The sequence below is a fragment of the Pseudomonas sp. ASL3 genome, assembly GCF_056680425.1.
Genome location: NZ_CM155281.1, coordinates 650,024 through 664,448 on the forward strand (window position 1 = coordinate 650,024; position 14,425 = coordinate 664,448).

The 14,425-nt window shown below is 58.6% G+C and carries 12 protein-coding genes; 10 read left to right on the forward strand and 2 right to left on the reverse strand.

The annotated features are described in order from the left end of the window. The first annotated feature begins 3 nt into the window (after positions 1-3). From AC1MEE_RS02990 to AC1MEE_RS03030, 9 genes are all read left to right on the forward strand, one after another. Positions 4-1,662, forward strand: a complete 1,659-nt coding sequence (locus AC1MEE_RS02990; protein WP_480413740.1) for a GMC family oxidoreductase — start codon at positions 4-6, stop codon at positions 1,660-1,662. 258 nt (positions 1,663-1,920) lie between these two features. Continuing rightward, on the forward strand, positions 1,921-2,907 hold the full coding sequence (locus tag AC1MEE_RS02995; RefSeq protein WP_480413741.1) for an ABC transporter substrate-binding protein: 987 nt from the start codon (positions 1,921-1,923) through the stop codon (positions 2,905-2,907). 9 nt (positions 2,908-2,916) lie between these two features. After that, on the forward strand, positions 2,917-3,720 hold the full coding sequence (locus AC1MEE_RS03000; RefSeq protein ID WP_480413742.1) for an ABC transporter permease: 804 nt from the start codon (positions 2,917-2,919) through the stop codon (positions 3,718-3,720). Next, the gene (locus AC1MEE_RS03005; protein ID WP_480413743.1) at positions 3,708-4,544 is read left to right on the forward strand and encodes an ABC transporter ATP-binding protein; all 837 of its coding nucleotides are present in this window, start codon (positions 3,708-3,710) and stop codon (positions 4,542-4,544) included. The genes AC1MEE_RS03000 and AC1MEE_RS03005 overlap by 13 nt, the downstream gene beginning before the upstream one ends. 235 nt (positions 4,545-4,779) lie before the next feature. After that, on the forward strand, positions 4,780-5,268 hold the full coding sequence (locus AC1MEE_RS03010; protein WP_480413745.1) for a MarR family winged helix-turn-helix transcriptional regulator: 489 nt from the start codon (positions 4,780-4,782) through the stop codon (positions 5,266-5,268). Next, the gene (locus AC1MEE_RS03015) at positions 5,265-6,746 is read left to right on the forward strand and encodes an efflux transporter outer membrane subunit (protein WP_480413746.1); all 1,482 of its coding nucleotides are present in this window, start codon (positions 5,265-5,267) and stop codon (positions 6,744-6,746) included. Before AC1MEE_RS03010 ends, AC1MEE_RS03015 begins: the two co-directional genes overlap by 4 nt. Before the next feature lie 14 nt (positions 6,747-6,760). Beyond that, a complete protein-coding gene (locus AC1MEE_RS03020; RefSeq protein ID WP_480413747.1) occupies positions 6,761-7,996 on the forward strand; it encodes an EmrA/EmrK family multidrug efflux transporter periplasmic adaptor subunit in 1,236 nt (411 codons plus the stop codon). 63 nt (positions 7,997-8,059) lie between these two features. Next, entirely contained in the window at positions 8,060-9,592 is a 1,533-nt protein-coding gene (locus AC1MEE_RS03025; RefSeq protein ID WP_480413749.1) for a DHA2 family efflux MFS transporter permease subunit, read from the forward strand. A gap of 133 nt (positions 9,593-9,725) precedes the next feature. Then, on the forward strand, positions 9,726-11,111 hold the full coding sequence (locus AC1MEE_RS03030; RefSeq protein ID WP_480416140.1) for an IS4 family transposase: 1,386 nt from the start codon (positions 9,726-9,728) through the stop codon (positions 11,109-11,111). Between the two features lie 104 nt (positions 11,112-11,215). Here AC1MEE_RS03030 and lpxH read toward each other — a convergent pair whose 3' ends face one another. Then, positions 11,216-11,950, reverse strand: a complete 735-nt coding sequence (gene lpxH / locus AC1MEE_RS03035; RefSeq protein ID WP_480413750.1) for a UDP-2,3-diacylglucosamine diphosphatase — start codon at positions 11,948-11,950, stop codon at positions 11,216-11,218. Then, positions 11,947-12,447, reverse strand: a complete 501-nt coding sequence (locus AC1MEE_RS03040) for a peptidylprolyl isomerase (RefSeq protein ID WP_480413752.1) — start codon at positions 12,445-12,447, stop codon at positions 11,947-11,949. Before AC1MEE_RS03040 ends, lpxH begins: the two co-directional genes overlap by 4 nt. Before the next feature lie 132 nt (positions 12,448-12,579). On the opposite strand from AC1MEE_RS03040, the gene AC1MEE_RS03045 reads away from it, so the two are divergent. Then, the gene (locus tag AC1MEE_RS03045) at positions 12,580-14,271 is read left to right on the forward strand and encodes a glutamine--tRNA ligase/YqeY domain fusion protein (RefSeq protein ID WP_480413753.1); all 1,692 of its coding nucleotides are present in this window, start codon (positions 12,580-12,582) and stop codon (positions 14,269-14,271) included. Positions 14,272-14,425: the final 154 nt, after the last annotated feature.

The window sequence follows — 14,425 nt, forward strand, 5'->3', positions numbered from 1 at the left end:
CTTATGACCACCGAACACCACTACGATTTCATCATCGTTGGCGCGGGCTCTTCGGGCTGTGTGCTGGCCAACCGCTTGAGCGCCAACCCGGCTTGGCGGGTGTGTCTGATCGAGGCCGGCGGGCATGACAATAGCTCGCGTATCCAGACGCCGGCCGGCACCATCACCCTCTATAAAAGCCCGAAATACAGCTGGAACTTCCAATCCACACCGCAAGTGCGACTGAACGATCGTTCGCTGCATTGCCCGCGTGGCAAGGTGCTCGGCGGCTCGTCATCGATGAACAGCATGATCTACATCCGTGGCGCGCCCGCCGATTACGACCATTGGGCCGAGTTGGGCTGTCGTGGCTGGAGTTGGGCGCAGGTGCTGCCGCTGTTCAAGAAGTCCGAACGCAACCTGCTGGGCCAGGACTTGAACTATCACGGGACTCAAGGCGAGTTGTGCGTGGATCGGGCGCGTGACCCCAATCCGCTGTCGAAGCTGTTCGTCAAAGCCGCCGAGCATCTGGGTTTGCGGCACAACGATGATTTCAACGGCGCGACCCTCGAAGGTGTTGGCCTCTATCACCTGACGCAAAAGAGCGCCAAGCGCCTGAGCAGCTATCGGGCTTTCGTCGCCCCCGTTTTAAATCGGCCGAATCTGACGGTGCTGAGCGATTGTCAGGTGAACTCGCTGGTCATCGAGGACGGCGCGGTACAGGGCGTACAGGGCGTACAGGTGAACATGAACGGGCAGGCACTGCGACTCAATGCGCGCAGGGAGGTGCTCCTGTGCGCCGGGGCCATCGGCTCGCCGCAGATTTTGTTGCAGTCGGGTATCGGGCCAAAGGCCGAGCTGGAAGCGGCGGGGATCAAGGTCATGGTTGACCTGCCGGGAGTCGGTAAAAACCTTCAGGACCACCTCGACGGCCTGATCACAGTGCGTTCGCCGAGTCCGCTGACCTTGGGTTTTTCTTTGGGTTCGCTGCCCACTGTGTTGCTGGCGCCGTTCAAGTACCTGCTGAAGAAAACCGGCTGGCTCACCACCAACTATGTCGAGGCCGGAGGTTTTGCCCGCACGCCCTTGGCCAGTGCCTTGCCGGATGTACAGTTTCACTTCGTGCCCGGTTACCGCAGCCATCGCGGGCGCCTGTTCGAATGGGGTCACGGTTACGCGATCCACACCTGCGTGCTGCGGCCGAAAAGCATCGGCAGCCTGCGTCTGGGCAAGAACCGCCAACTGGAACTGGATTACAACTTTCTCGATGACATGGACGACGCTCGAGTACTGATCGAGGGTCTGAAACTGGCCCGAAAGATTCTCGCGGACGTGAGCTTCGATGGCCTGCGCGGCAAGGAAATGCTACCGGGCGATCAGGTCCGGACGGACGAGCAACTGTTGGCATACGTTCGGCAACACGCGGCCACGGTGTTCCATCCGGTAGGAACCTGCAAGATGGGGGTGGATGCGATGAGCGTGGTCACACCGCAGTTGAAGGTCAACGGCCTGGGCAAGCTGCGCGTCGCCGATGCCTCGATCATGCCGACGCTGGTCAGCGGCAACACCAATGCGCCGTGCATCATGATTGGGGAGAAGGCGGCGGAGATGATCATGGATGAGCAACTGGCATCGAGTCATGATCGTGCAGATAGTGCGTGCGCGCACCTCATTTCTCCGTAAAAACCAAAACCGCACCCACCCCGGGCATTCGCGGTTTTGGCGCTCTTTTGCGGGGCGGGCTGACGAGGTTTTTCATCGTTCGCAAAGACATATTTAGTATTTTTCCTATCCCCCGGCTTAGGCCAACATCGACCACGCCAGTCAGCCAAACGACTGACGCTTCAAGGTCCATCAGAGACCGCACGTAGCACCTGTTCAAGGCCGCTGGCCGTACTGCCCCGCAAGACAAAACTAAATCAATAGCTGTGGGAGTGCTTCATGATCAAGTCCTTGCTAACACGTTTTGCCCGTCCCCTTGCCCTGACCGCCATCGCTGCCGGTGTCGCCACCAGTGCCCAGGCCGGAACGCTGTCCATTGGTCACACCACCTGGGTCGGCTACGGCACTTTGTACCTCGCCCAGGACCTTGGCTATTTCAAGGAGAAGGGCCTGACCGTCGAGTTGCCGGTTATCGAAGAAGCCTCGATGTACATGGCCGCCCAGGCCTCGGGCAAGCTTTCCGGGTCCGCTTCGACCCTCGATGAGGTGCTCAAGTATCGCCCGCAGTTCTGCTTCAGGGCAGTGGCCGCACTGGATGAAAGCCATGGTGGCGATGGCGTATTGGTGGGCAAGGACGTTAACAGCCTGCAGGAGCTCAAGGGCAAAGCCGTTGCAGTGAACGAAGGTTCGGTGTCGCAGTTCTGGCTGTCTTACCTGCTGAAAAAGAATGGCATGAAAATGAGCGACATCACGGTGCAGAACATGACCGCCGACGATGCTGCCACGGCGTTCATTGCCGGTCGTGTGCCTGCTGCCGTGACCTGGGAGCCGCATCTGTCGCTGGTACGCTCCAAACAACAAGGCAAGGTGTTGATCGACAGCAGTTCCACCCCAGGGGTGATCGTCGACGTGGTGGCACTCAACTGCGGGGTCATCGACAAACAACCGGACGACGTCAAGGCATTGGTCTCCGGCTTGTACAAAGCGGTGCAGTACACCAAGGACCATCCGCAGGAGGCCTACGCGATCATGGCCAAGGGCGTTGGTGGTTACCTGGCCGATCCTGCCGAGCTGGCGGCCGCGGCCAAGGGTGTGCGCTTCTACGACCAAGCGATGAGCGAGCAATTGCTGGGTTCGCCGGGCAAACCGGGTGAAGGCGCCACGGTCATCAAACTGGCCAACGAAACCGCCAGCGAACTTCAGGGCAAACCTTACAACGTCAGCTATGACGACCTGGTCGACAGCCGCTTCATCACCCCGCGATAGGAGGTCAGCATGTCCAAGCGCAATTCATGGCTGAACCGCTGCATCACGCCCAAGACTGGCCTGCCGGTGCAATTGATCTGGAGTGCCGGCGGATTGGCCTGGTTGCTGTTGATCGGTCTGTGGGCCGGGCTGTCATACGGCGGTGTGGTACCCGGCATGTTTCTGCCGACACCGGGGGCGGTGCTGGACGCCGCCCTGCGGTTGGGTCGTGACGGCACGCTTGGCCTGCATGTCTGGGCCAGCCTGGAAGTGGTGATGGTGGGTTTTATCGTCTCGTCGCTGGTGGCTGTGCCGTTGGGTTTGCTGATGGGCAGTTTCCGCATTGTTCAGGCCTTCCTCGAACCGATGGTCAACTTCATCCGCTACTTGCCGGTGACGTCCTTTGTACCGCTGTTCATCCTCTGGATCGGTATCGGTCTGGAGCAGCGGGTGTCGGTGATCATCTTCGGTGTGTTTTTCCAGCAACTGGTGATGATCGCCGACGTCTCCAAGGGCATTTCCAAGGATCTGATCAACGCCTCCTACACCCTGGGATCGAGTCGCCGTGATGCCGTGGTGCATGTGATCGCCCCGGCGTCGTTGCCGGGGGTACTCGACACGCTGCGGGTGACCATGGGTTGGGCCTGGACTTATCTGGTGGTCGCCGAGCTGGTGGCGGCGTCCAGTGGTCTGGGTTACTTGAGTCTGAAAGCCATGCGTGGCTTTCAGGTGGATGTGATTTTCCTGGCGATCGCGATCATCGGCCTGCTGGGCCTGATCACTGATCAACTGTTCCGATTCCTCCGTCTGAAGGTGGCCGCATGGGCTCTGTAACTGCAGCGAATCCGCGCTTTGTCACGCCATTGGCCGTCCCGACTCAGACAGCACCGCGCCTGCAAGTGGACAAAGTCAGCCTGCGCTACCAAAGCCCCAACGGCAGCACCTTTACCGCGCTGGAGCAGGTGTCCTTCGAGGTTCCCGACCAGCAGTTCGCGGTATTGGTCGGGCCGTCCGGTTGTGGCAAGTCAAGTTTGCTGTACCTCACTGCCGGGCTGGCCGAACCGACCGAAGGCGACATCTATGTCGGCGGCCAGCTTGTGGAAGGGCCGGGTGCCGATCGCGGCATGGTCTTTCAGGGCTACACCCTGTTTCCGTGGCTGACGGTGCGGCAGAACATCGAATTCGGCCTGAAACGGCGGAATATGCCGGCCGCCCAGCGCAAGGAAATTGTCGACTATTACCTCAACGAAGTCGGGTTGACGCAGTTTGCCGACAACTTCTCCAAGCAGCTTTCCGGCGGCATGATGCAACGGGTCGCCATCGCCCGCGCGCTGGCTAACGACCCGCAAATCCTGCTGATGGATGAACCCTTTGGCGCGCTGGACAGCCAGACCCGTTTGCAAATGCAGCAATTGCTGCTGCGGGTCTGGGGGCATAGCAAAAAGACCGTACTGTTCGTCACCCATGACATCGACGAAGCCATCCTCTTGGGCGACCGGGTCTATGTCATGGGCGCACGGCCTGGGCGGATCAAGCAGATCCTCGACGTGCCGATCGAGCGTCCTCGCACCCTGGACATGGTCATGGAGCGCTCATTCATCGACATGAAACGCGAAATCTTCGGCCTGCTTCACGATGAACTGGAGGAGGCGCACTGACGCCTCGATCAATCTGCTTTCCACAGGCCCCGTTGCAATCCGACGGGGCCTTTCTTTGCTTGAACTTTCGCCCCGGCGCTCCCTCCTAATCTTATCCACTTCCTGGTTTCCTACATGATAACGAATGTCATTCGTCGGCAAATTTAGGAAGCTTCCTACTTAATGCGTTGACATTCGCTGCCTAGGCAGTAATATCACCACAACTCTCTGCCTAGGCAGCATTTTGCTGATTCCGATGAAACACTTCACTTCCGACAATTTTCACTCCGGTCTTATGGGCCTGTTGATTGGCCGTACGAGCGCGCTCAAAGACCGTTTGCTGGACAAATATCTGGTGCCTTACGGCGTGACGTCTTCGCAGTTCAAAGTGCTGATTATCGTGGCCCAGTTTAATACCGATACACCGGCCGAGCTGTGCCGTCACCTGTCGCTGGACAGTGGCTCGATGACGCGCATGCTCGACCGTCTTGAGCAAAAAGAGCTGATCGTGCGCAGCCGTTCGGACATCGATCGGCGCCAGGTGCATATCGTGCTGACCGACGAGGGGAGAGCGCTGTCGGACCTGTTGCCGAAGGTGGGTGCCGATGCCATGAACGAGTTATTCAATGCCATTGATCCAGAAGAATTGGCGAGCCTGGAGCGCATCCTGACGAAGGTGCTCGTGGCCGCTGACGATCAAACCACTATCGCCCGCTTGGCGTTTGATCAGGCAGGTGTGAAATGAGTCACACAACCCTGCGAACCTCTTTGAGTCCTGCCTTCCTGGTCGTAAGTCTCGCCATGAGCCTGGCCGGGTGTGCCAGTTACCGTGGCCTTGAGACAGAAGGCACAAGCCTGGATGCGAAAAACCTGCAAACCGCGCAGACCCTCAAGGACGTGAAGCTGTCGCCAGCGGCCTGGCCGGAACGCGATTGGTGGAAGAGCCTCGGTGATCCACAGCTCGACGGGCTGATCACCGAAGCGTTGCGCGACAGCCCCGACATGCAAATTGCCGGTGCCCGTGCGCATCAGGCCACTGCCGCTGCTTATGCTGCCGATGCTGCGCGCATGCCGACCCTCGATGCTAAAGGGGGTGTTACTCGTTCACGCCTGGCGCGCGATCAGAGCCCGACAGGCGAGGGCGGCACTTACGCGACCGTGCGCAATCTGGGCGTGAGTTTCAATTACACCTTCGATCTGTGGGGCGGCCAGCGCGCCACCTGGGAAGCGGCATTGGGTCAGGCGCGTGCCGCCGAAGTTGATCAGCAGGCTGCGCAGCTGACTCTCGCCGCCGATGTCGCCCGCGCTTACAGCGATCTCGGTCAGGCCCATGTAGTGTATGACCTGGCCGCCGACGACCTGAAGCGCACCCGGCAAATGCTCGATTTGGGCGACCGTCGCCTGAAGTCGGGGATCGACAGTCGCTATCAGTTCCAGCAGACCCAAAGCCTGGAAGCCAGCTCCGAAGAGCAACTGATCGACGCCGAAAAACGCCTGCGCAGCGCGAAAATCGCCTTGGCGGTGCTGCTGGGCAAAGGGCCGGACCGAGGTGATGAAATCGCCCGCCCGAACGTGCTGAAGTCCAGTGCCGTGGCGCTGCCTTCGTCACTGCCAGCTGAGTTGCTTGGCCGTCGTCCTGATCTGGTGGCTGCCCGCTGGCGCGTCGAAGCCGCGAGCAAGAATATTGTCGCTGGCAAGACCACCTTTTATCCGAATCTGAACCTGAGTGCCGCCGCCGGCACCCAGTCTTTGCTGGGCGACTCGCTGTTCGGCTCGGCCAGTCGCTTCTTCAATATCGCTCCGACTGTATCGTTGCCAATATTCGATGGCGGACGCCTGCGCGCCAACCTCGATGCCCGCGATGCCGAATACGACCTCGCCGTGGCGCAGTACAACAAAAGCCTGGTTCGGGCGTTGGGTGATGTCAGCGACACGCTCTCGCAGCTGCGTTCCATGGACGGCCAGATCGAGGCCCAGCAACGGTCCACCGATGCCGCGCAAGCTGCTTATGACACGGCGACCCAGCGTTATGGCTCAGGCATCGGCAACTACCTCGATGTCCTGACCATCGAACAACAACTCCTCCAGTCGCAACGCCAACTGGCCGATCTCACCGCCGAACGAATCGATCTGTCGATTCAGTTGATGCAGGCCCTGGGTGGCGGATTTCAAGGTAATGCCACCGGCGCTGTCTCCCCATCAACCGCTTCGCTGACTGAATAATCAAGGTAATCGTCATGGCTACTGCCGCTACCGAAAATGTTTCTACAAACGACCAACAAGGTCAGAGCGCGCCTAAAGATCAGCCAAAAGATCAAAATCCGCGCAAGCGCAAGATCTGGCTGTTGCTGGTCCTGGTGTTGGTGATCCTCGGCGGGCTGGGTATCTGGGGCTGGTACGAAATGTACGGGCGCTGGAACGAAAGCACCGATGACGCCTATGTGAACGGCAACGTGGTGGCAATCACCCCGCTGGTCACCGGGACCGTGGTCAGCATCGGCGCCGATGATGGCGATCTGGTCCGCGAGGGCCAGGTGCTTATCCAGTTCGACCCAAGCGACGCCGAAGTCGGCCTGCAAAGTGCCGAAGCCAATCTGGGCAAGGCCGTACGCCAGGTACGTGGCCTGTACAGCAATGTCGACGGCATAAAGGCACAACTGGCCGCACAGCGGGCTGAAGTGCAAAAAGCCCAGGACAACTACAGCCGCCGTAAAAACCTGGCCGCTGGCGGGGCGATCTCTCAGGAAGAGCTGTCCCATGCCCGCGATGATCTGACGACGGCGCAAAATGCGCTGAACAACGTCCAGCAGCAATTGGCCACCAGCTCCGCCCTGGTGGACGATACCGTCGTGTCTTCACACCCGGATGTGAAAGCCGCCGCCGCACAATTGCGTCAGGCTTACCTGGCCAACGCCCGCAGTACCCTGATCGCACCGGTCACCGGCTACGTCGCTAAGCGCACCGTGCAACTGGGTCAGCGAGTTCAGCCAGGCACTGCGTTGATGGCGGTGATTCCGCTCGATCAGTTGTGGATCGATGCCAACTTCAAAGAAACCCAGCTGGGCAAGATGCGCATCGGTCAGCAGGTGGATATCGAGTCGGACCTGTACGGCAGCGATGTGAAGTACAGCGGCACCGTCGACAGCGTGGGTGCCGGTACCGGTAGCGCTTTTGCCTTGCTGCCGGCGCAAAACGCCACGGGTAACTGGATCAAGATCGTGCAGCGGGTGCCGGTGCGGATTCATATCAACCCTGACCAGTTGAAAGAGCACCCGTTGCGCGTCGGCCTGTCGACCGCGGTCAGCGTCAATCTGCATGACCAGAGCGGGCCGGTGTTGGCGCAGCAGCCGCCGCAGAAAGCGTCGTTCAGTACCAATGTCTACGAGGAGCAGCTGGCGCAAGCCGACGCGATGATTACTCGTTTAATCCACGAAAACAGCGCCTCCAGCATCAGCAAAACTGTTCAGCGCTGATTCGCCAATCCGTCAGCTCCGGTCGCAGGACCGGAGCACCGTTGAAGATTTAAAGGATTCGCGATGAGCTCGAACGCCCCCGCCTCTTTTACGCCGCCCAGTTTGTTGATGTGCACCATCGGCCTGTCGCTGGCGACCTTCATGCAGGTACTCGATACCACTATCGCCAACGTCGCCTTGCCGACCATCTCCGGCAACCTGGGGGTGAGTTCGGAGCAGGGCACATGGGTGATCACCTCGTTCGCGGTCAGTAACGCGATTGCCTTGCCGCTGACCGGTTGGCTCAGCCGCCGGGTTGGTGAGGTAAAGCTGTTTATCTGGGCCACCATACTGTTCGTGTTGGCGTCGTTCTTGTGCGGTATCTCCCAGTCGATGCCTGAGCTGGTGGGGTTCCGGGTGCTGCAAGGTGTGGTTGCCGGGCCGTTGTATCCGATGACTCAGACGCTACTGATTGCGGTTTATCCCCCGGCGAAAAGGGGGATGGCATTGGCATTGCTGGCGATGGTCACGGTGGTGGCGCCCATTGCCGGGCCGATCCTTGGCGGTTGGATCACTGACAGCTACAGCTGGCCGTGGATTTTCTTCATCAACGTGCCGATTGGTCTGTTCGCGGCGTTCGTGGTGCGCACACAAATGCGTACCCGGCCGGTGGTCACCAGTCGTCAGCCCATGGATTACGTGGGCCTGCTGACCTTGATCGTTGGTGTCGGCGCATTGCAGATCGTACTCGACAAGGGCAACGACCTGGACTGGTTCGCTTCCAGCTTCATTGTGATCGGTACCGTGATTTCGGTAGTGTTCCTGGCGATATTCATCATTTGGGAAATGACCGACCGTCACCCCATCGTCAATTTGCGGCTGTTCGCATTCCGTAACTTCCGCATTGGTACCATCACTCTGGTGGGTGGTTATGCAGGATTCTTCGGCATCAACCTGCTGTTGCCGCAGTGGTTGCAGACCCAGATGGGCTACACCCCGACCTACGCCGGACTGGCAGTGGCGCCCATCGGTATTCTGCCAGTGCTGATGTCACCCTTTGTCGGCAAGTACGCGCAAAAATTCGACTTGCGGGTATTGGCCGGACTGGCGTTCCTGGCCATCGGCCTGAGCTGTTTCATGCGTGCCGACTTCACCAATCAGGTGGATATCGAGCACATCGCGCTGGTGCAGCTATTTATGGGGGCGGGGGTGGCGCTGTTCTTCATGCCGACCTTGACCATCCTGCTGTCCGACTTGCCGCCTGATCAAATTGCCGATGGTTCGGGGCTGGCGACGTTTTTGCGAAACCTGGGAGGTAGCTTTGCGGCATCGCTGACCACCTGGATCTGGATTCGCCGGGCGAACCAGCATCATGCGTACTTGAGTGAAAGCATCAGCACCTATGAGCCTGCGACCCGCGACGCGTTGAATACGCTGGGCGGGGCCGGCAATCAGGCGTACGCACAGCTCGAAGGGGTGCTCAATAGCCAGGCGTACATGATGTCGACCGTGGATTATTTCCACATGTTGGGCTGGGGCTTCATGGGGTTGATCCTGCTGGTATGGATGGCCAAACCGCCGTTCGCAGCCAAGGCGGGGCCGCCAGCAGGGCATTGAATGAGGGGACTGATTTGAATGGCACTTACTTAGCAGCTAACTAACTGATTCAAAGCATAAAAATGAAAAAAGGCTGGCCTTGGTCTACGGTGATAGTTGCGAACACACACCAAAAACCAAGGACACAGCCCGCATGAATCGTAGACGTCAAATCGTCCAGCATCAACAGCAACGTATTCGTCAGCGCACCGCTAACAGTGATGCCTACGCATTTTTCAATCTACTCACTGATCCCCAGTTGCTACCGTGTGTCGAAGCGTCGTTACCTGAGCATCGAGAGCGGCTGTTCCCGCCGACCGAAACGCTTTCCATGTTTCTGGCTCAAGCAATGAGTGCTGATCGTTCCTGCCAGAACGCAGTCAATGACTTGTCCATCAAACGCGCCTGCGGCGGCTTGAAACCCAACAGCGCCCATACAGGGGCCTACTGCAAGGCGAGAAAACGCTTGCCTGTGGAGATGGTTGGCACGCTGTTACGCCACACCGGGTCCTTGATGAGCGACCAGGCACCGACGTCATGGCGCTGGATGGGCCGCCCCGTACGGCTGGTGGACGGCACGACGGTGACCATGCCCGACACCGCCGAGAACCAGGCTGCCTATCCGCAGTCTCGTGGTCAGAAAGTCGGTCTGGGGTTTCCAATCTGCCGAATGGTCGGCATCGTTTGCCTGTGCAGTGGAGCCATTTTAAATGCGGCACTGGGCCGCTTCCGAGGAAAAGGAAGTGATGAGCAAACCCTGCTCAGGTCGATGCTCGACACGTTGAATCGAGGCGATATTTTGTTGGGTGACGCCTACTACGCGACTTATTTTTTACTGTGTGAGTTGCAGCGCAGGGGCGTGGACGGTGTGTTTGAACAATACGGTGCTCGGCGGCGCAGCACTGACTTTCAAAAGGGACAATGCCTGGGTTCGGAGGATCATTTGATTGAACTGGAAAAACCCAGGAAAAGACCCGACTGGATGAGCCAGGCATATTACGAACAGGCGCCTCAAAGGCTGATGGTCCGTGAGCTGAAGGCGGGTGGGAAAATCTTGGTAACGACGTTGCATTGCCCGAAGCAGATCCCCAAAACAGCCCTAAAGTTGCTGTTCAAGAGCCGCTGGCACGTCGAGCTGGATTTACGCAATCTCAAGTCCACGCTGGGACTTGAGATGCTGAGTTGCAAGACCCCAGGCATGGCCGTCAAGGAGTTATGGGTCTATTTGCTGGCCCACAATCTTATTCGGATGATCATGGCACAGTCCGCGCTGCTGGCAGACTGTTTACCTCGCGAGTTGAGCTTCAAACACAGTCTTCAGTTGTGGCTGGCGTTGAGGCAATACGGCAGTGTTGGCGAGGAAGATGGCATGTCGAGTTTGCTCATGCTGATCGCCCAAAAACGGGTCGGAAACCGTTCTGGCCGGACTGAGCCTCGCGCAATAAAACGAAGACCCAAACCTTATCCCTTACTGACCAAAACACGCCGATCAGCAAGGGAGGACGTCAGAAAGCGTGGGCATCCGAAGAAGGTTAAGTAAGTGCCATTCGGGACTGATTTATTTTTCGCGCTCTTTGAAAAATCAATCTGTCCCCGACCTCAACAGCGGGACAGATTGATTTTCGATGAAGCGCTGAAAATAAATCAGTCCCCTGCCTGCACAAAATCAAACGCCGCCAACTGAAACCCCTGCTCATCTACCTGCAAGGCCCAGCCCTGACGATCCCAGTCCCCCAGCACGATCCGCTTCGCCGGCTCATCACCGACCTGCAGTTTGTGGATCGCCGGGCGATGGGTGTGGCCGTGGATCAGCGTACGCACACCGTATTGGGTCATGACCCGCGGGACTTCTTCGGGCGTGACGTCGACGATATCGTTGGCTTTCATCCGGGTCTGCGCACGACTTTCACTGCGCAGCTTGCGTGCCAGCTTGTGCCGGGTGCGCAGCGGCAAATGGCGCAACACAAACAGGGTCAGTGGATTACGCAGGTAGCGGCGCATGCGCATGTAGGCCTCGTCGCGGGTGCACAGGCTGTCGCCGTGCATCAACAACACCGGCTCACCATTGAGTTGCACTACGCTGGGGTCGCTTAACAAGGTGCAGCCTGCGGCTTTGCAGAACGCCCGGCCGAGCATGAAGTCGCGGTTGCCGTGCATCAGGAACACCTGCGTGCCGCTGTCGCTCAGTTCGCGCAAGGCTTGGCAGATCGACAACTGGAAGGGCGACATGGCGTCATCGCCGATCCAGACCTCGAAAAAATCCCCGAGGATGTACAGCGACTCGGCAGCGCGGGCCCGGCCGGTGAGTAGATCCAGAAACGCCCGGGTGATGTCCGGGCGCTCCTCTTCCAGATGCAAATCAGAGATCAGCAGTATCACTCAATGATCTCGGCGTTCTCGATGATCACGTCTTCAGCGGGCACGTCCTGATGGCCGGCTTTCATGGTGGTGGCAACGCCTTTGATCTTGTCGACGACGTCCATACCTTCTACCACTTCACCGAACACGGTGTAGCCCCAACCTTGAACAGTCGGTGCACTATGGTCGAGGAAGTCGTTGTCGCCGACGTTGATGAAGAACTGCGAGGACGCCGAATGCGGTTCCATGGTGCGGGCCATGGCAACGGTGCCTTTCTTGTTGGAAAGACCGTTGTTGGCTTCATTCTTGATGGTGGCGCGGGTTTTTTTCTGTGCCATGCCTGGCTCGAAACCGCCGCCCTGAATCATGAAGTTGCTGATCACACGGTGGAATATGGTGTTGTTGTAATGGCCTTCATTAACGTACTGCACAAAGTTGGCAACGGTTTCTGGCGCTTTTTCGGCGTTCAGTTCCAGGACGATGTCGCCATGGTTGGTGCTCAATTTGACTTTGGACATTGTAGAAATCGCTCTTTTTGAATTCGTGGAAGGCGCGCGCGCTGGTCGCAACACCTTGACAGCTTCGGCTATGATAAGCGCTTTGATTTAGTCGGCCTACCCTGGCCGCGCACTTGTACGCCCAAGGATCCTATGAGCAAGCCCACTGACTCCACTGCGAATTCCAAGGCAGGCCCTGCTGTCCCGACCAATTTCTTGCGCTCAATCGTGCAGGCGGACCTGGATTCGGGCAAGCACACCCAGATCGTCACCCGCTTCCCGCCAGAGCCCAACGGTTACCTGCACATCGGTCACGCCAAGTCGATCTGTGTGAACTTCGGTCTGGCTCAGGAATTCGGCGGTGTCACTCACCTGCGTTTCGATGACACCAACCCGGCCAAGGAAGACCAGGAATACATCGACGCCATCGAAAGCGACGTGAAGTGGCTGGGCTTTGAGTGGTCCGGCGAAGTGCGTTATGCCTCGCAGTATTTCGACCAGCTGCACGAATGGGCCGTCGAGCTGATCAAGTCGGGCAACGCGTTCGTGTGCGACCTGACCCCTGAGCAGTCCAAGGAATACCGTGGCAGCCTGACCGAGCCTGGCAAGAACAGCCCGTTCCGCGACCGCAGCGTCGAGGAAAACCTGGACCTGTTCGCTCGTATGAAAGCCGGCGAGTTCAAAGACGGTGAGCGCGTGCTGCGGGCCAAGATCGACATGGCTTCGCCAAACATGAACCTGCGCGACCCGATCCTATATCGCATTCGCCATGCTCATCACCACCAGACTGGCGACAAGTGGTGCATCTACCCGAATTATGACTTCACCCACGGTCAGTCGGACGCCATCGAAGGTATCACTCATTCGATCTGCACCCTGGAATTCGAAGGCCATCGTCCGCTGTACGACTGGTTCCTGGACAACCTGCCGGTGCCGAGCAAGCCGCGTCAGTACGAATTTTCGCGTCTGAACCTGAGCTATACCGTCACCAGCAAGCGCAAACTCAAGCAACTGGTCGATGAGAAGCACGTGTTCGGCTGGGACGATCCGCGCATGTCGACCCTCTCGGGTTTCCGTCGTCGTGGCTACACAGCGGGTTCTATCCGTAATTTCTGCGAGATGATCGGCACCAACCGTTCCGATGGCGTCGTCGATTTCGCCATGCTCGAATTCAGCATTCGTGACGACCTTGATCACAGCGCCCCGCGTGCCATGTGCGTGTTGCGTCCGCTGAAAGTCGTGATCACCAACTACCCGGAAGGTCAGGTCGAGAAGCTGGAGTTGCCGCGTCACCCGAAAGAAGACATGGGTGTTCGTGAGCTGCCGTTCGCCCGCGAGATCTACATCGACCGTGATGACTTCATGGAAGAGCCACCAAAAGGCTACAAGCGTCTGGAGCCAAACGGCGAAGTGCGTCTGCGGGGCAGCTACGTGATCCGCGCCGACGAGGCGATCAAGGATGCCAACGGCAACATCGTCGAGCTGCGTTGCTCCTACGATCCGGAAACCCTGGGCAAAAACCCTGAAGGCCGTAAGGTCAAGGGTGTGGTGCATTGGGTGCCGGCGGCTGAAAGCGTCGAGTGCGAAGTGCGTCTGTACGACCGCCTGTTCCGCTCCCCGAGCCCGGAAAAAGCCGAAGACGGTGCCAGCTTCCTGGACAACATCAACCCCGATTCCCTGCAGGTACTCACAGGTTGTCGCGCTGAACCGTCACTGGGGCAAGCGCAACCGGAAGACCGTTTCCAGTTCGAACGCGAAGGTTATTTCTGCGCGGATATCAAGGACTCGAAACCTGGTCGCCCGGTATTCAACCGGACGGTAACTCTGCGAGACTCGTGGAGCTAGGCTATGCACGTAAAGCGCCTGCGCTTCGGTCATGCTGCGTTAAAAACAGGCTCGGACTGCTCATTTAGGGGCCTAAACTCCGCGTCCTCGCCTGTTTTTGCCTTGCCTGACCTTTGCTCGGCTGCTTTACGCACACACCCGCAGAATTAGGAAC